Origin of the sequence: Rhodoferax koreense (genome assembly GCF_001955695.1) — a bacterium.
GTDB classification, from domain to species: domain Bacteria; phylum Pseudomonadota; class Gammaproteobacteria; order Burkholderiales; family Burkholderiaceae_C; genus Rhodoferax_B; species Rhodoferax_B koreensis.
The window spans coordinates 5274968-5292551 of the sequence record NZ_CP019236.1; the positions used below are offsets into that span (position 1 = coordinate 5274968).

At 68.6% G+C, this 17584-nt stretch carries 17 protein-coding genes; 9 read left to right on the forward strand and 8 right to left on the reverse strand.

The features are described 5' to 3' along the window. Positions 1-32 precede the first annotated feature (32 nt). The 7 genes from RD110_RS24405 (at position 33) to RD110_RS24435 (ending at position 6968) form a co-directional block, all read left to right on the forward strand. Positions 33-941 (forward strand): GNAT family N-acetyltransferase, encoded by a 909-nt coding sequence (locus tag RD110_RS24405; RefSeq protein ID WP_076202970.1) that lies wholly within the window; start codon positions 33-35, stop codon positions 939-941. A gap of 8 nt (positions 942-949) precedes the next feature. After that, on the forward strand, positions 950-1885 hold the full coding sequence (locus RD110_RS24410) for a 2-hydroxyacid dehydrogenase (protein WP_076202973.1): 936 nt from the start codon (positions 950-952) through the stop codon (positions 1883-1885). 170 nt (positions 1886-2055) lie between these two features. Continuing rightward, on the forward strand, positions 2056-3462 hold the full coding sequence (locus tag RD110_RS24415) for an aspartate aminotransferase family protein (protein ID WP_076202976.1): 1407 nt from the start codon (positions 2056-2058) through the stop codon (positions 3460-3462). 53 nt (positions 3463-3515) lie between these two features. Further along, positions 3516-4010 (forward strand): Lrp/AsnC family transcriptional regulator, encoded by a 495-nt coding sequence (locus tag RD110_RS24420; protein ID WP_076202978.1) that lies wholly within the window; start codon positions 3516-3518, stop codon positions 4008-4010. A 17-nt stretch (positions 4011-4027) separates the two neighbouring features. Next, positions 4028-4408, forward strand: a complete 381-nt coding sequence (locus RD110_RS24425) for a (2Fe-2S)-binding protein (protein WP_076202981.1) — start codon at positions 4028-4030, stop codon at positions 4406-4408. After that, positions 4405-5814 (forward strand): FAD/NAD(P)-dependent oxidoreductase, encoded by a 1410-nt coding sequence (locus RD110_RS24430; RefSeq protein ID WP_076202983.1) that lies wholly within the window; start codon positions 4405-4407, stop codon positions 5812-5814. The genes RD110_RS24425 and RD110_RS24430 overlap by 4 nt, the downstream gene beginning before the upstream one ends. Next, positions 5811-6968, forward strand: a complete 1158-nt coding sequence (locus RD110_RS24435; RefSeq protein WP_076202986.1) for an NAD(P)/FAD-dependent oxidoreductase — start codon at positions 5811-5813, stop codon at positions 6966-6968. Before RD110_RS24430 ends, RD110_RS24435 begins: the two co-directional genes overlap by 4 nt. Before the next feature lie 83 nt (positions 6969-7051). Here RD110_RS24435 and RD110_RS24440 read toward each other — a convergent pair whose 3' ends face one another. The 7 genes from RD110_RS24440 to RD110_RS24470 form a co-directional block, all read right to left on the reverse strand. Then, positions 7052-7552 (reverse strand): Lrp/AsnC family transcriptional regulator, encoded by a 501-nt coding sequence (locus RD110_RS24440; protein WP_076202989.1) that lies wholly within the window; start codon positions 7550-7552, stop codon positions 7052-7054. A 23-nt stretch (positions 7553-7575) separates the two neighbouring features. Then, positions 7576-8934, reverse strand: coding sequence for an aspartate aminotransferase family protein (locus tag RD110_RS24445; RefSeq protein WP_076202992.1), 1359 nt, complete (start codon positions 8932-8934; stop codon positions 7576-7578). Next, positions 8931-9995: a phosphotransferase gene (locus RD110_RS24450; RefSeq protein WP_076202994.1), complete on the reverse strand. Its 1065-nt coding sequence runs from the start codon at positions 9993-9995 to the stop codon at positions 8931-8933. Before RD110_RS24450 ends, RD110_RS24445 begins: the two co-directional genes overlap by 4 nt. A gap of 38 nt (positions 9996-10033) precedes the next feature. Beyond that, entirely contained in the window at positions 10034-10699 is a 666-nt protein-coding gene (locus RD110_RS24455; protein ID WP_076202996.1) for a haloacid dehalogenase type II, read from the reverse strand. A 176-nt stretch (positions 10700-10875) separates the two neighbouring features. Further along, complete coding sequence (locus RD110_RS24460) at positions 10876-12078, reverse strand: M20 aminoacylase family protein (protein WP_076202999.1); 1203 nt, start codon at positions 12076-12078, stop codon at positions 10876-10878. Next, on the reverse strand, positions 12078-12791 hold the full coding sequence (locus RD110_RS24465; protein WP_076203002.1) for an HAD-IA family hydrolase: 714 nt from the start codon (positions 12789-12791) through the stop codon (positions 12078-12080). Before RD110_RS24465 ends, RD110_RS24460 begins: the two co-directional genes overlap by 1 nt. A gap of 211 nt (positions 12792-13002) precedes the next feature. After that, positions 13003-13776, reverse strand: coding sequence for a TetR/AcrR family transcriptional regulator (locus RD110_RS24470; protein WP_083686543.1), 774 nt, complete (start codon positions 13774-13776; stop codon positions 13003-13005). 123 nt (positions 13777-13899) lie between these two features. On the opposite strand from RD110_RS24470, the gene RD110_RS24475 reads away from it, so the two are divergent. Together RD110_RS24475 and RD110_RS24480 are read left to right on the forward strand one after the other, a co-directional pair. Next, entirely contained in the window at positions 13900-14805 is a 906-nt protein-coding gene (locus tag RD110_RS24475) for an aminotransferase class IV (protein WP_076203008.1), read from the forward strand. Positions 14806-14925: 120 nt separating this feature from the next. After that, positions 14926-16242: an Nramp family divalent metal transporter gene (locus tag RD110_RS24480; protein ID WP_076203010.1), complete on the forward strand. Its 1317-nt coding sequence runs from the start codon at positions 14926-14928 to the stop codon at positions 16240-16242. A 38-nt stretch (positions 16243-16280) separates the two neighbouring features. On the opposite strand, the gene RD110_RS24485 is transcribed toward RD110_RS24480, so the two are convergent. Further along, complete coding sequence (locus RD110_RS24485; protein ID WP_076203012.1) at positions 16281-17501, reverse strand: YXWGXW repeat-containing protein; 1221 nt, start codon at positions 17499-17501, stop codon at positions 16281-16283. Positions 17502-17584 lie beyond the last annotated feature (83 nt).

A 17584-nucleotide genomic window follows, 5' to 3' on the forward strand; every position in this document is an offset into this window, starting at 1 on the left:
GCCATATGCCTTTTGCAAGCGAGATTTCCCTGATGTCCGAATCCCCCTCCTCCACGCCGCCGAACCCGTCCACGCCAGCCGACGGCGGCATCGTTTTCCGGCCCATGACCGCCCTCGATCTGCCTGGCTGCCAGGCGCTTTCGGAAGACCTGCGCTGGCCGCACCGTCCTGCCGATTGGGAGCAGGTCTTCGCCCATGCAGAGGGCGTGGTCGCCGAGCAGGACGGGCGCATCATTGCCACCGCGCAGCGTTGGTGCTGGGGCGATCGCCACGCCACCATCGGGCTGGTGATCGTCTCGCCGGCGAGCCAGGGCCACGGCCTCGGCCGCCGCCTGATGAACACCATGCTCGAAGGGCTGGACGGGCGCAGCGTGCTGCTGCAGGCCACCGCCGAGGGCCGGGGCCTGTACGAGCGCCTGGGTTTCGTGCAGACCGGCGAGCTGCGGCAACACCAGGGCATGGCCAAGCCGACGGCCTTGATCGGCCTGCCGCCGGGCTGGCGCCTGCGCCCGGCCGGGGCCAACGAGGCCGCCGCGCTGAAGCGGCTGGACACCGCCGCCCGGGGCATGCCGCGCGACGCGCTGATCGAGGACCTGCTGGCCATCGCCGACAGTTGCGTGGTGCTCGTCGACCACGACTCCGCGCCGCGCGGCTTCGCCATGCTGCGCCGCTTCGGCCGCGGCCACATCATCGGGCCGGTGGTGGCGCCCGACGCCGAAAGCGCCAAGGTGCTGATCGCCCATCTCGCGGGCCAGAACGCCGGCCGCTTCACCCGCATTGACATCGACTTCGCCAGCGGCCTCAGCGACTGGCTGGAAGGCATCGGCCTGCCGTCGGTGGATGCGCCGACCACCATGCTGCGCGGCGCGCCGCTGGCCGATGGACCCGGCGCGCCGAACGGGCCACGGCTGTTCGCCATCACCACCCAGGCCCTGTGCTGAGGCGCGCCATGACCAAGACCGCCTTCCTCTACAAATCCGACCCGCTGCGTGGGCGCCAATGGGCCGAGGTCTTCAGGCGCGCCGCGCCCGAGGTCGACTTTCGCATCTGGCCCGACATCGGCGATCCGGCCGAGGTACGCTTCCTCGCGGCCTGGGTTCCGCCGGACGACCTGGCCACGCGTTTCCCCCATCTCGAAGTGCTGTTCTCCTCCGGTGCCGGGGTGGACCAGTTCGACTTCGACGCGCTGCCGCCCGGGCTGCCGGTGGTGCGCATGGTGGAGCCGGGCATCGTGCGCGGCATGGTCGAATACGTGACCCATGCCGTGCTCGACCTGCACCGCGACATGCCACAGTACCGCCGCCAGCAGCAACTCGGCGAATGGCGTGCGCTGCCGGTCCGCCCTGCCGGAGAACGGCGCATCGGCGTGCTCGGCCTGGGCTCGCTGGGCCAGGCCGTGCTGGCGCAGCTGGCCGGCTTCGGCTTCGACCTGGCGGGCTGGAGCCGGTCGCAGCACCGGATCGACGGCGTGCACTGCCATGGGGGCAGCGACGGACTGGCCGCCTTCCTCGCACGCACCGACATCCTGGTCTGCCTGCTGCCGCTGACCGACGAAACCCGCGGCGTGCTAAACCGCGAGCTCTTCGCCCACCTGCCCCACGGTGCCAGCCTGGTGCACGTGGGCCGCGGCCCGCATCTGGTCGAGGCCGATCTGCTCGATGCCCTGTCGACGGGCCAGCTCGCCGACGCCGCGCTCGACGTGACCGACCCCGAGCCACTGCCCGCGCAGCATGCCTTCTGGCGCCATCCGCGCATCCGCCTCACGCCGCACATCGCCAGCATGACGCAGCCGAAGAGCGCTGCCGAAGTGGTGATCGACAACCTGCGTCGCTTCCACGCCGGCGAGCCGATGACCGGGCTGGTGGACCGCCAACGCGGTTACTGACAGGCTGCTGGAATCGACGCACGGCCCGCGCCGCACGATCTGCTGCAAAGCCGCGCACAACCGCAGCCTGCACCATGCAAGCCCCTCAATGCAGCACCCGATGAGAGCCCGCACGGCCTAAGCTTTCGGCATCGAAACGGCCCATCGTTTCAGCACCAACGGACACCGCCATGAACCCAATCTCCGACCTGCCCAACATCGCCGCGCTCGGCGCGATCGACCGGGCTCACCTGATCCACCCTGTCTCGGCCTGGCGCACGCACGAGCAGCGCGGGCCGACCGTGCTGTCTTCGGGCCGCGGCGCCTGGCTGACCGATGGCGAAGGCCGCGAACTGCTGGACGGCTTTGCCGGCCTGTGGTGCGTAAACGTGGGCTACGGCCAGGAGAGCGTGGTGCAGGCCGCCGCCGAACAGATGCGCCAGTTACCCTATGCCACCGGTTACTTCCACTACAGCAGCGAGCCGGCGATCCGCCTGGCCGAGAAGCTGGTGCAGATCACCCCGGCCTCGCTGACGCGCGTATACCTCACGCTGGGCGGCTCCGAGGCCGTGGACGCGGCCGTGCGCTTCATCGTCCAGTATTACAACGCCATCGGCAAGCCGGCCAAGAAGCACTTCATCGCGCTGGAGCGCGGCTACCACGGCTCGTCGTCCACCGGCGCGGGCCTGACCGCCCTGCCCGCCTTCCACCGCGGCTTCGACCTGCCGTTGCCCACGCAGCACTACATCCCTTCGCCCAACCCCTACCGCCATGCCGAAGGCGCCACGAATCCGCAGGCCGTCATCGATGCGTCGGTGGCCGCACTGCGCGCCAAGGTGGCCGAGCTCGGCGCGGACTCGGTGGCGGCCTTCTTCTGCGAGCCGATCCAGGGTTCGGGCGGCGTCATCGTGCCGCCCAAGGGCTGGCTCAAGGCCATGCGCGAGGCCGCGCGCGAACTCGACATCCTGTTCGTCGTCGACGAAGTCATCACCGGTTTCGGCCGCACCGGCCCGATGTTCGCCTGCGAGGCCGAAGGCGTGGAGCCCGACCTGATGACCATGGCCAAGGGCCTGACCTCGGGCTACGTGCCCATGGGCGCGACGATGCTGAGCGAGAAGGTCTACGCCGGCATCGCCGACGGCGCCCCGCCCGGCGTATCGGTCGGCCACGGCGCCACCTACTCGGCGCACCCGGTCGGCGCGGCCGTGGCACTCGAAGTGCTGCGGCTCTACCAGGAAGGCGGCGTGCTGGCCCAGGGCCAACGCGGTGCGCTGCATTTCGCCGCCGGGCTGGACGCCCTGCGCAGCCATCCGCTGGTGGGCGACGCGCGCCACCGCGGCCTGCTCGGCGCGCTGGAGCTGGTCAGCGACAAGGCGAGCAAGGCCGGTTTCGATCCGGCGCTGGGCCTGGCCGACCGCATCGCCGCCGCCGCCTACCGCAACGGCGTGGTGTTCCGCGCCTTCGCCGACAACATCCTCGGCTTTGCACCGGCGCTGATTTTCAGTGAAGGCGAATTCGTGGAACTGTTCGCACGGGTGAAGAAGACCCTGGACGAGGTGCTGGCAGCGCCCGACGTGCGCGCCGCACTCGTCGGCTGAGACCGTTCCACCGAGGTAGCAGAATCGGAGTTTTACAAGCCACAGAGCCCGCCATGAACGAAGCCTTCAAGATCGATCGACTCGACCTGCGCATCCTGGCCCAGTTGCAGAAAAACGGGCGCATGACCAATGTGGATCTGGCCGACGCGGTGGGCCTGTCGCCCAGCCCCTGCCTGATCCGTGTGAAGCGGCTGGAGCAGTCCGGCTACATCGCCGGCTACGGCGCGCAACTGCGGCTGGAAAAGCTCGGCGACACGCTGACCGTCTTCACCGAGGTCACGCTCTCCGATCACCGCCGCGAAGACTTCGCCCGCTTCGAGGCGGCCATCCGCGAAGTCGACGAAGTGCTCGAATGCCACCTGGTCAGCGGCGGCTACGACTATCTGCTGCGCTTCCTGACCCGCGGCGTGAACCACTACCAGGAAGTGGTCGAGGAACTGCTCGAACGCAACATCGGCATCGTGAAGTACTTCAGCTACATCGTCATCAAGTCGCCGTTCATCAAGACGCACTGCCCCGTCGAGAAATTGTTTCCCCATCAGCGCTGAACCGCGCGCGCCTGCCCATGCCCGTCACACCCTCCCGCCCTCGCCAGCCCGGACGTTTCGTCCGGCTGGCCGAGACCGACCGTCCCACCCTGTCGATGTCGATCGATGGCGAACCGGCGACCGCGCTGGCCGGCGACACGCTGCTCGTCGCCCTGCTGAGCCACGGCCGCCGCGTGCGCGACAGCGAATTCGGCGACGGCCCGCGCGCGGGCTTCTGCCTGATGGGCGCCTGCCAGGATTGCTGGGTGTGGACGCCCGCGGGCGAACGCCTGCGCGCCTGCAGCACACCTGCCGAGGCTGGCATGGCGGTGTTGACCCGTCCGCCACCGCAGTACTGGCCCTCCACACCCGATCTGCAGCAATCGCTGGCACGCCACGCCGGGGAGCTAAACCGTTGAACGCCACCGCTTCCCATCCGCCGGCCCCTCGTATCGTGGTCGTCGGCACCGGCCCGGCCGGCGTGCGTGCCGCGCAGGCCCTGGTCGAGGCCGGCCTGCGGCCCATCGTGGTCGACGAAGGCCGGCGCGATGGCGGCCAGATCTACCGGCGCCAGCCCGAAGGCTTCAAGCGCTCCTACACCAAGCTCTACGGCACGGAAGCCGACAAGGCCCAGGCCCTGCACCGCGACTTCGACGCGTTGCGCCCCCACATCGACTACCGCGGCGACACCCTGGCGTGGAACCTCAGCGAAGGGACGCTGCACCTCGTCCATGGGGGCCAGGCACAGACCCAGCCGTTCGACGCGCTGCTGGTGTGCGCGGGCGCCACCGACCGGCTGATGCCGGTGGATGGCTGGCACCGCGCCGGCTGCTACAGCCTGGGCGCTTCGCAGATCGCCTTGAAGGCCCAGGCCTGTGCCATTGGCCAGCGCGTGGTCTTCATGGGCAGCGGCCCATTGCTGTACCTGGTCGCCTCGCAATACCTGCAGGCGGGCGCCCAGGTGGCAGCGGTGCTCGACACCGCGCCCGCGGCCAAGTCCTGGGGCGCCGTCACCGGCCTGCTGGCCCGGCCCAGGCTGGCGCTGCGCGGGCTCGGCCTGATCCGCGGGCTGCGCCATGCGGGCGTACCGGTGCTGCAAGGTGTGCAGCCGCTGCTCATCGAAGGCGACGACCGCCTCGGTGTGCAAGCGGTGCAGGTGCGCGACACACAGGGCCGTACCCAGCGCTTCGAATGTGATGCGGTCGGCCTCGGCTGGCACCTGCGCGCCGAGACCCAGCTCGCCGACCTCGCACGTTGCGAATTCGTTTTCGAGCCCGTGAGCCGCCAGTGGCTGCCGCGCATCGATGCCGATGGCCGCAGCAGCACGCCGGGCGTGTACCTCGCGGGCGACGGCGTGCGCATCCTCGGTGCCGACGGCGCCGAGGCCGCCGGCCGCCTGGCCGCGCTGGCCGCATTGCGGGATCTCGGTCACACCCCGGGCCGTACCCTCTACGAGAAGGAATCGGCCACGCTGCACCGTACGCTGGCGCAGATGGACCGTTTCCGGCTGGGCCTGGCCCGCGCCTTTCCCTGGCCGCACAAGCAGGCTGCGGCCGTATCCGACGAAACGGTGGTCTGCCGCTGCGAAGCCGTCACGGCCGGCGAACTACGCCGCTCGGTGAACGAACTCGGCAGCCAGGAAGTCAACCGCGCCAAGGCTTTCAGCCGCGTCGGCATGGGCCGTTGCCAGGGCCGCTTCTGCGGCCATGCCGCAGCGGAAATCGTGGCGCATGCCTGCGCCGTTCCGGTGGAACAGGTGGGACGGCTGCGCTCGCAGGCACCGGTGAAGCCGCTGGTCATGAATACGATGGAGGCCGGGCAATGAGCGCCACAACCTACGACACCGATGTGCTGGTGCTGGGCGGTGGCCTGATGGGCACCACCACGGCCTTCTTCCTGCGCCAGCATGGCAAGTCGGTCACGCTGCTCGAACGCGAGCTGGTGGGCCGCCAGGCCAGCGGCACCAACTTCGGCAACGTGCGGCGGCAGGGCCGTGAACTGCACCAGATGCCGCTGGCCAACCGCGCGCGCGCCGTCTGGGGCCGCGTGAAGTCGCTGCTCGGTGAAGACGCCGAGTTCGTGCCCTATGGCCACCTGCGCGTCTGCTACACCGAGAAGCAGGCCGCGGTGCTTGAAAAACACGCGCACGACGTGAAGCCGCTGGGCCTGGACCTGCAGCTCTTCACCGCCGAGCAGCTGCGCCAGCGCTGGGGCATCTTCGCGCCCGGCGTGGTGGCGGGCTCGTACTCGCCGCGGGACGGCCACGCCAACCCGCGCCTGGCCGGCCCGGCCTTCGCCCGCGCGGCGCAGCGCGCCGGCGCCAACATCGTCGAACATGCCGAGGTGATGCAGGTCGAGCACGACGGTGCGGGCTTCACCGCCCACACCGCCGACGGCCGGCGCTTCCGTGCGCCGCAGATGCTGGTGGCCTGCGGCGCCTGGTCGAACCGCATGGCCGAGCAGTTCGGCGAGCGCGTGCCCATGGACGCGCGCGGCCCGCAGATGGGCGTGACGGAGCCGCTGCCCTATGCGCTCGGGCCATCGATCGGCCTGTCGTCCCCCATCGAGACCGAAGGCCTTTACTTCCGCCAGATCTCACGCGGCAACATTGTCTTCGGCGGCGGGCTCAAGGGCCCCGCGCATACCGATGTGATCCGCGCCTACGTGAAGCCCGACAACGTGCTGCGCCAACTGCACGAACTGCGCCGCTTCGTGCCGGCCTTCGCGAACGTGCAGTTGATCCGCGTGTGGAGCGGCATCGAGGGTTACACCGCCGACTGGCAGCCCGTGATCGGCCCGAGCGCCAAGGTGCCGGGCCTGCACTATGCCTTCGGCTTCAACGGCGAAGGCTTCGCCATCAGCCCGGGGGTGGGCGAAACGATGGCCGAGCTGATGGCCACGGGCAGCACATCGATCCCGCTCGCGCCCTATGGCATCGGGCGGTTCGCGGCACGGCAGGATGCGCAGAAGGCCGCATGAGGGCGTCGCGCGGCCGCCATGGCGCGAAGCGTCAATGCCGCAGAGCGTTCATGGGCCCTATGGCAGGCTGAATCCTGCGGGGATCACCCCCACCTTTTCTGCGTCGCGATGATGCCCAGCGGATACTCGCGCCGGTCCAGCGGCTGGCGCAGGACGATCCGGCTGGCGAAGCGCTCGATGCCGATGTCGTCTTCCAGCATCTTTTCCATCAGCGCCTGAAAATAGCCGACGCCGGGCGCCACGATCTTCAGCAGGTAGTCGTAGCCACCGCTGACGTTGTAGCACTCGACGATCTCCTTGTACTTGCTGGCGCCCTGCTCGAACTTGCGGAAATCATGTGGCCGGTGGCTGCTGATGGTGACCTCCGAGAAAACGATCACGTGCTCCCCCAGCTTTTCCAGGGCAATGTCCGCGCCGTAGCCCCGGATCAACCCGAGCTCCTGCAGCCGCTTGGTACGCAGCAGGCACGGGCTGGGGCTGAGGCCCACCGACTCGGCCAGGTCGACGTTCGAGCATCGTCCGTCGCGCTGGAGATGCACGAGTATCTTGAAATCGAACCGGTCCAGCGAAACTGTTGATCTCATGGCGCGATCGTACCGCCGGGCGCTCAGGTCGCTCCCGGCGACTTGCGCTGCACCTCGGAGAGCGATGCGTCGAGGGCCTCGATGACCATGCCGGCCTGCTCCGCGGACAACACCAGCGGCGGCCGGATCTTCAGCACGTTGTGTCCCTGGGCGCAGGCGCTGAGCAGCACGCCCTTGTCGCGCATGCGGTTGACCACCTGGCTGGTGAGGCTGCGGTCCGGCGCCCGCGTCCTTCGGTCCGACACGAGTTCGACGCCGACGAAGAGTCCCGCCCCGCGCACGTCACCAATGCCCTCATGCTTCGCGGCGAGCCCGGCAATGCCGTCGAGCAGCAGCTTGCCGACCTTGGCGGCGTGCGGCACCAGCCCCTCCCGCTCGATGGTCTCCAGCACCGCCAGGGCCGCCGCGCACGAAACGGTATTGCCGGCGAAGGTGTTGAAGTAGCGGGAGTATTTGCCGAAGTCCGCCAGGGCATCGGCTGTCGCAAGCAGGCCGGCAATGGGCTGGCCATTGCCCATCGGCTTGCCGATGGTGACGATGTCGGGAACGAGGCCGTGGCGCTGGAAGCCCCACAGATGCTCGCCGGTGCGGCCGAAGCCGGGCTGCACCTCGTCGGCGATGAACAGGCCGCCAGCACGCTTGATGGCCTCGACCGCGCCCTTGAGGAAGCCCACGGGCCCGGGCAGGATGCCGTCGCTGGTGAAGAGCGAATCAACGATCAGGGCTGCCGGCTTGATGCCGTGCCGCTGCAGGTCGGCGATGGCCGCCTCGACGTCGCGCGTGAAGCGCTCGCCCAGGTCGGCGCCTTCGGCATGGTACAGGCGCGGTGCCGGCACCAGGCGCACGTGCGGGCCGAGGTCGACGGTCACGCCCAGCGACGGCGAGAACTGCGACACGGCGTCGGTGATGCCGTGGTAGGCCGTGTCGGTGACGATGATGCCCGTGCCGCCCGTGCGCACCTTGGCAATGCGGTACGCCAGATCGTTGGCCTCGCTGCCGGTGCAGGTCAGCATCAGGTGGGCCAGCTCGGTGTCGGGCACGCTGGCGAGCAGCCGCTCGGCCAGCTCCAGGATGGTGTCGTGCAGATAGCGTGTGTTGGTCGCCAGCGTCTGCACCTGGCGGCAGATCGCCTCGGTGACCGCGGGATGGCAGTGGCCGAGCGAGGTGACGTTGTTGTAGGCGTCAAGGTAGCGGCGGCCTTGCGGGTCCATCAGCCAGGCACCTTCGCCGCGCACGATATGCAGCGGATGCTCGTACATCAGCCGGTACGCCGGGCCGAGCAGGGCATTGCGCCGTTCGATCATCGCCTCGGTGGCAGGCCCGACATTGGCGCGGCCGGGGATGTAGGCGTTGACCATGTTGAAGTCGGCGGTGGTTTTCATGAGGAGGCTCCGTTTTGCGTTGGGTTCAGTAAGCGGTCGCGTGCTTCGTGACGCGAGATGTCCGCCATCTGCGACAGCGCCTCCCAGCCCGCGGGGTTGTGGCGCATGATGTAGGCGCGGTTTTCGGGGTAGCGCAGAGCGCGCCACTCCGAGATCAGCACGGTGACGAGGTGGCGCGTCGCCATCAGGTCGGCGACGATCTCCTTCTCCGGCTCGGTCAGTGGCAGGACGGCCTGGTAGGCGCCGACGAATTGCGCCGCGGCTTCGAACGGGTCCGCATTGCCGGTCATGTGAAAGGCGGCCGCCGTCGCCACCTCGCCGACCAGTGGCGCATGCAGCATGTCGCCGAAGTCGATGATGCCGGTGATGCGCGCCTGGTCGTCCGGCGCGACCAACACGTTGTAGAGGTGGTAGTCGTTGTGGATCACCTGCGCCCTCAACGAGGCGAGGCGGGGCAGCACATGCTCGGTGAAACGCGCCATGAACGATTCGGCCAGTGCACGGCGGGGGCCTTCGACCAGGCTGTGGAGCTGGGCAGTGAGCCGGTGGGCCGCCGACACGTTCCACAGCAGGTCGTGCTTGGCCGCGGGATGCGTGAAGCCTTGCAGCGCAAGGTTCAGTCCGGCCAGCCCCTTGCCCATGGCCAGACGCTGCGCATTGGTCCGCGGTGTCTCCCGGATCTGGATGCCATCCAGGTAGGTGAGCATGCGCACGGTGGTCCGGCTGCCATCGGCCAACGCCACGACGTCACGCGTGCGGCCGTCCAGCGTTCGCACGACGCGGGGCACGGGCTGGCCGGGCGATGCGCGGGCGATGTGCTCCAGCGCGGCAATCTGGAAATCGACCAGCGAAACCGGCTCGGAGGGGTTGCTGATCTTGAACACGTAGCGCGTGCCGTCCACGCATTCCACGGCGCAGTTCTGGTCGCGCTCGCCGGCCAGCGGCTTCACGCTGCCGTCGATGCCGTACAGGCGCGCCACCAGCGCCCGCACCTCGGCTGCCGTCAGCTCGGGCGCCGCGGTGCTCAGCGCCGCAGCCTCGGTCGGACGCCCTTCGGGCATCGCCCCCTGCGCCCAGGGGTGGGGATCCGGGCCGTGCATCAGAGTCCGAGCAATGCGGGAAGTTGGCGGACGTCGGTCAGGCGGCTCACGCCGTATTCAATCGACGTGGGCTCATGGCCACGGTCGATGAAGGCCTTGGCCATGAAGCCAAGGTCGGACGCCGTCATCAGGTCGTAGCGGAAGCTCGACGAGACGTGCATCATCTGACCGGGCCCGCAGCCGAGCTGGTCGAACATGTATTCGAAGGCCTGCATGCGCGGCTTGTAGGCGCGCGCTGCCTCGGCGGTGTAGACCGCGTGGAAAGGGGCCTTCAAGTGCGCCACGCTGTGCGGGATGAGGTCCACCATCGAATTCGACAGGATCACCAGCGGCACGTGCGGCGCGATGGCCTCCAGCACCTCGACCACGTTCGGATGCGGCTGCCAGGTCGGCACCGCTTCATACAGGGCCAGCGCATCCGAGGCCAGGCATTCGACGCCATGCGCCTTGCAGGCGCGCCGGATGGCGTTCTCCACGACGTCGAAAAATGGCTTCCAGTCACCGAGCACCTCGTCGAGCCGATAGGCCCGGAAACTGTCCAGGAACGCCGGCATCCGGTCGGCCGGCACGCGGTCGTTGAACAGTACTTTTGCCGTCGGACCCATCTCGAAGTTGATGAGGGTGCCGTAGCAATCGAAGCTGATGAATTTGGGCTTGAATATCATGGTGGGCTCGCTGCGTTGAGATGGAAACAAGTCTAGGGTTAACCCCTTTGCAGGAGATGCCATATCGCAGCGCAACCAAGCAGTTTCTTTGTCAATCCCGGGGAGCCCTGGCATTTCCGGCGGCGGCGTCCGCGGGTGCTGAACGCCCTTGGCGGCCGACCCGGTGAAGCGGTGAATCAGGCCGGAGAAGCCCGCTGCGCGAGTGCGCGTTCGGCCACCTCGCAGAACCAGCGCACGCCCAGCGGCAGCGCGTCGTCGTTGAAGTCGTAGCAGGGATGGTGCAGCGCGCGCTCGCCATCGGGTCCGGTATCCGCGCGGCCCTGGCCGAGCCAGAGGTACGCGCCGGGGTTGCGCTGCAGCATGAAGGCGAAGTCTTCCGAGGTGAAGGCCGCACGCGGCGCCACGGTTGCCTGCAGGCCGATGGCATTGGCCGCCTCGAGCGCGAGCAATGCCTCGGCCGGGGTATTGATGGTCGCGGGGTAATAACGCAGGTAGTTCAGCTCGGCCTGCACGCCGCTGGCCAGGGCCACGCCCTCGACGCAGGCGCGCAGCGCGGCCTCGATGCGGTCCTGTGTGGCAGGGTCGAAGCTGCGCACGGTGCCGGTGATCGACACCTCGGCCGGCAGCACGTTGTGGCTGTGGCCACCCTCGATGCGCGTGACCGACAACACCGCCGACTCGCCGGGGTCGATGCGGCGCGAGACGATGGTGTTGAGCTGGGTGACCAACTGGCTCGCGGCGAGGATGGCGTCCGGCGTGTGCTGCGGCTGCGCGGCATGGCCGCCACGGCCGCGCAGCACGATGTCGAAGCGGTCGGCCGCGGCCATGATCGGCCCGGGCCGCGTCTGGGCCTGGACCAGCGGCAGGTCGGGCCAGTTGTGCAGCGCGTAGACGCTGTCGCAGGGGAAGCGTTCGAACAGGCCGTTTTCGATCATCGCCCGCGCGCCGCCCTTGCCCTCCTCGGCCGGCTGGAAGATGAAGTGCACCGTGCCGTCGAAGCCCTTCGCGCGGGCCGTACGGCTCAGTTGGCGCGCCGCGCCGATCAGCATGCTGGTATGGCCGTCATGGCCGCAGCCATGGTGCACGCCGGGCGTGCGGCTCGCGTAGGCGGTACAGCCCAGCTCGACCATCGGCAGCGCATCCATGTCGGCGCGCAGGCCCACGCTACGCGCCCCATCGCCGCAGCGCAGCGAGCCGACCACGCCGGTGCCGCCCAGGCCTTCGTGCACCTCCAGGCCGAGGAGCCGCAGGCTTTGCGCCACGATGCCGGCCGTGCGGCGCTCCGCGAAGGCCAGCTCGGGATGGGCATGCAGGTCGCGGCGCAGGGCCACGAGTTCGGGCAGCAGGTCGGCCACCGGCGCCGCGATGTCCGCGAGCATCACAGGCTTTGCCCGGCCTGCGCGGCCTCGACGGCATCGGCCAGTTCGGCCAGCGTGTGGAAGTGGTAGTCGGGCGTGGTCCGTGCCGATTCGATGGTGCCGCCCGAGCCCGCCAGGCCGTGCCGGCGTTCGATCCAGCAGGTGGCGATGCCGAGTTGTTTGGAGATGCCGATGTCGTGGTACTGGCTTTGCGCGACGTGCAGGTTGTCGGCCTGCTTGTAGCCCCATGCGCCTTCGAAACGGCCGCGCGCATAGGCGAAGTAACGCGCGTCGGGCTTCTCGCACAAGGCGTCGTCGCAACTCAGTTCCAGGTCGAAAGGGTGGTCGAGCGTCCCGGCGAAGTGCTTCAACGCCCAGGCCTGGGCATTGGTCATGGTCACCAGCTTGAAATGCCGGCGCAGGCGCTTGAGCGCTTCCACCGAATCCGGGAAGGCCGGCCACTCGGACACCGAATCGCGAAAGCCCTTGGCGATGGCGTCGCTGTCGGGCAGGCCGAGCACGGGTGCGAGCGCGTGCCACACACGTTCCAGGTCGTCGGGGTACCAGCTCACGTCCGGGCTCTTGCGCTCCTTGCGGTAGGCGGCGAGGAAATCCTCGTCGGACAGCCTGGCGTCTGGCGCGACCCGGCGCAGGTAGGCGAGCATGCCGCTCTCGAAATCGATCAGCGTGCCGACGACGTCGAAGGTCAGGACTTTGTAGGCCTTGAGGTTCATGGAGACTCCTGGAAGATGGAAGGAACGATGCCTTCAAGCTTACGGAGATCCGACCGTCGATGTGGCCGATTCGGTGCCCACGGCCGACAGCAAATTGTGTTTTACGGCCAGCCTGCGCAGATTCTTCGGTCGGACTTTTCGCAGCGCTGCTGCCATGCCTTGCCTGCCGGCGAAAGCCGCATCGCGTTGGCCATGGCGCAGTGCGGCCCGGCTATGGCGCAGCGGCCCGGCGCAACGCCCGCGCGCGCGACTCCAGCCCGCGCACGATCACATCGGTCCAGGCCGCGAAGCCGCTGGCCAGCGGCCGGTCGGTGCCGCTTGACCAGCGCAGGATGAAGGCGCGGTCTTCCAGGGCAACGAGGTGGCGCGCCAGCGCAGGCTGGCGCAGCGCGTCCACACCGGCGATCTGCGAACGGCAGGCCGCCTCCCAGCCCTCGATGTCTTCGTCCGGCGCGGCCGACAACTCCAGCGTGGCGAATCCGCACATCGCGGCGATGACCACGTTGTAGGCGTCGACCAGATCGGCGCCGCCGAAACCGGCGTCCTCGAGCAGATGCACCACGTGGTCGAGCAACACCGCGTCGAAGGCCGCGTTGCACAGCATCTCGCTGGCCACCAGCGGCGCCAGCCTGGGATGGCGCTGCAGCACCTCGCGGTAGCGCTGCAACAGGGTGCGCAGCCGGTCTTGCCAGCGTCCGGGGGCGATGTCGTCGGCCACACCGTGCAGCACCAGGGCCGCGGCTCCCGACACCAGTTCGTTGCGGCTGGGCACATGCCAGTAGATCGCGGCCGGCGCCACGCCCAGGACACGCGCGAGTTCACGGATGTTGAAGGCCTGCGGGCCGTGGGTGTCGATGAGCGCCAGCGCGGCTTCGAGGATGCGTTCGCGCCCGAGCACCGGCGCGGCGGGTAGGCCACGCGCCGCGGGCTGCTTGCGCGGGCGGCCGGGACGGCTGGAGCGGACAGGGTTCGGTTTTCTGGACACGGCGTCCTCGTGGGAGCGGAACGCCGATTCTAGGGCGTCGCCGCGATAATTGACCGCTGTTCAATTTTAATTGAACGCCGTACAATTATTCAAGAACTTCCCAGCCTCTTCAGGAGCTTTCAGATGCGTGCAGTCCAAACCGGTCAATTCGAAGGCGGCTCGGCCTTCGTCGATGGCGAATTCGTCCCCTTGTCCGAAGCCAAGATTTCGATGTTCGACTGGGGCTTCACCCGCTCCGACGTCACCTACGACGTGGCCACCACCTGGCAGGGCGCGTTCTTCCGGCTCGACGCCCACATGGACCGTTTCTTCGCCAGCCTGCAGAAGATGCGCCTGGCGATTCCGTACAGCCGTGCCGAGCTGCGCGAGATCCTGCACGGCGTGGTGCGCGCCGGTGGCCTGCAGGATGCGTATGTGGCCATGGTCTGCACCCGCGGCGTGCCGCCGCGCGGCGCCCGCGATCCGCGCCTGGCGCAGAACCGCTTCTATGCCTACGCCCTGCCCTACGTGTGGATCGCCTCGCGCGAGAAGCAACTCGCCGGCCTGGACCTGCACATCAGCGAACGCCAGCGCATTCCCGCCACCTCGGTGGACCCGACGGTCAAGAACTACCACTGGATGGACCTGGTGCAGTCGCTCTACGACGCCTACGACCAGGGCCGCGACACGAGCTGCGTGGTGGACGCCGCCGGTAACATCACCGAAGGCCCGGGCTTCAACGTGTTCATGGTGAAGAACGGCGTGGTCCACACCGCCGACAGCGGCGTGCTGGAGGGCATCTCGCGCCGCACCGCCATCGAACTGTGCGAACGGCTGCAGATTCCCGTGCACATCGCGCCTGTGCCGTCGGCCGCGCTGCGCGCTGCCGACGAGGTGTTCCTGACTTCGTCCGGCGGCGGCATCCTGCCCATCGCAAGGCTCGACGGCGTGGCACTGCCGGATTTCCCCGGCCCGGTCGCTGGCAGGCTGTACGACGCCTATTGGGCGATCCACGAAGAAGCGCAGTACCGCGACCCGGTGGCCTACTGACGTTTGCAAGAAATTTCAAGCCAGATTGGCATTTTCCGCAGGCGAAATCTGCGGCATTAGCTATCACAAGAATAGCAATTTTCTACGCTCGCCGGCCCCTGGGATTTCTATACTCGGCGCATGTATTCACTGCCCCGCATCGCCACCGCGCCGTTCTGTCCGTCCGAAGTCAAAGGCAGCGTCGCCGTTCCGGCCGAGATGCCGCTGCACAAGAAGCTGCTGCGTTTTGCGGGCCCGGGGCTGCTGGTCTCCGTCGGCTACATGGACCCCGGCAACTGGGCGACCGACATCGAATCGGGCTCGCGTTTCGGCTACGGCCTGCTGTTCGTGGTGCTGCTGGCCAGCCTGGCGGCGATGCTGCTGCAGACGCTGTGCGTGCGCCTGGGCCTGATCGCACAGAAGGATCTGGCGCGCGCCTGCCGCGAACACTATTCGCCGGCGGTCAACCGCTTCCTGTGGCTCGGCGCCGAACTCGCCATCGTGGCCTGCGACCTGGCCGAGGTGCTGGGCAGCGCGCTGGCGCTGCACCTGCTGTTCGGCGTCTCGGTGCCGGTGGGCATCGCCATCACGGCTTTCGACACCTTGCTCGTGCTGGGCCTGCAGGGCGCGGGTTTCCGCCGCGTCGAGGCCATCGTGCTCGGCCTGGTGATGACGATCGCGGGCTGTTTCATCGTCGAGCTGGCCATGAGCCAACCCAACTGGTTCGGCGTGGCCATGGGCTTCGTGCCCAGCCTGGAGCGGCTGCAGCAGCCCGGCGCCTTGTACCTGGCCATCGGCATCGTCGGCGCCACAGTGATGCCGCACAACCTCTACCTGCATTCGAGCGTCGTGCAGACGCGGCAGGTGGTGCCCACGCCGGCCGGCCGGCGCGAGGCGCTGCGCTTCGGCACGTTCGACGCGCTGGTGTCGCTGTCGCTGGCGCTGCTGGTGAATGCCGCGATCATGATCCTCGCGGCCAGCGCCTTCAACAGCAGCGGCCATCGTGAAGTCACCGACATCGGCGACGCCTACCGGCTGATAGAGCCGGTGGTCGGCAGCGCACTCGCGGCCAGCCTGTTTGCGATTGCGCTGCTGGCCTCCGGCCAAAGCTCGACCTTCACTGGCACCATTGCCGGCCAGATCGTGATGGAAGGTTTTCTCGACTTGAAGATCCCCTGCTGGCAACGCCGGCTGCTCACGCGGGCTCTGGCCCTGGTGCCGGCCTTCATCGGCGTGTGGTGGTTCGGCGACGACGCCATCGGCAGGATGCTGGTGCTGAGCCAGGTGGTGCTGAGTTTCCAGTTGCCGTTCGCGATGTGGCCGCTGATCCGCTTCACCAGCAACCGGCAGATGATGGGCGAATTCGCCAACGGGCCGGTGCTGAAGGCGCTGGCCTGGCTGCTGTTCGTGGTGATCAGCGCGGCCAATGTGTGGCTGGTGGCCTCGGTGTTCTCCTGAGGCCCGGCCCTGCGACACCCTTAGGCCAGCGACTCCACCTACTCCACTTTCCTTCCGGCCTCGGGCGGTCTTTTCTCTCTCCCGTCTTCCTTGACGGCGGCTTTGGCGGGTGGCGGTTCCGCGTGTTTCTCCGCTTCGGGCAGGTGCCTGGTCATTGGCTGCGCAGCCTTGGCCTTTTCGGCGGCCTCGGCCTTTTCCGCTTGAACCTGGGCTTCCGCGTGCTGATGTTGCAGCGCGCGTGCCTGTGCCTGTGCCTGTGGCGCCGGCTTGGCGGTGTTTGCCGCATGAGGCGGAAGGGGCGGAGGCGTGGGCGTCGGCGGTTTCTCCGCCACGGGCGCGGGCACGTGGGTCACCGGCGTTTGCGCCGCCGCCAGGTGCGCCTGGGCGGGCGCCTTCGATGCGAAGGCACGGCCCGAGGTGGTGGCCGCGGCGGGGGCGACGATGGTCACGTTTTTCACGTTGGTGACATTCGTGACCTCGGTGACGCGTGTGTTGTTGACCGTGTTGTTGACCGTCGTGCGGTTGCCGCTGTTGTTTTCCACCCGGTTCTGGATGTGCATGCCGATGTTGGTGACTGGCGGCGCACCGATCACCACCGCCGGCGGCGTGCCAATGGGCGCGGGAACGATCAGCCCGGCGCGAGACCCGGGTGGCGCCGGCACGAACACCCCCGATGGACCCAGCGGCCGCGGACCAGGGACGACGCCGGGCAGCACGGTGGCCAAGCCCAGGCGAAGGCCCGGCGGAGGTGGCACGAACACCGCACCCGGCGGGGACCAATGGCCGGCGATGAACACCACCACGCCCGCGCGGTTTTCATAGTAGGGATGGACCCAGCGGTACTGGGGCTTCGGCGGCGCTGCCCAGCGCCCTGCGGCCCACACCCAGTCGCCCTGCCAGGCCCAGTAGCCGCCGGTCCAGACGGCGTCGTCGAAAGGCCTGGGCGGGGGCGCTTCGACCCGCATCGGCGGCGGCGCCCAGCCCACGACCACCGGCGGCGGCTGACGCAGCGGCGGGTCGATATAGACGGACACGGCATGCGCCACAGGTGGTGCCGCGTAACTCACCGCAGGTGCGGGCATGGGTGCCGGCGCGATGGCAGGCGCGGCCACGCGCGCCGGTGAGGGTGTAGGCGCTGGTGCTGGCACCGGGGCGGCGACCGGGGCACCGACCTGCTGGGTCGGCTGCTTGGTGCAACCGACCATCGCGACCAGCACGAGCAACAGCGCCGTCCTGGGCGCGAGGGTGAGTCTTTTCATGAGGGCTTCCTGTTCCGGCTTGCGTGGACAACGCAGCCCGATCAGGGCACGCCGACATGGCGGGCGTGTAACAGTGAGCTTTA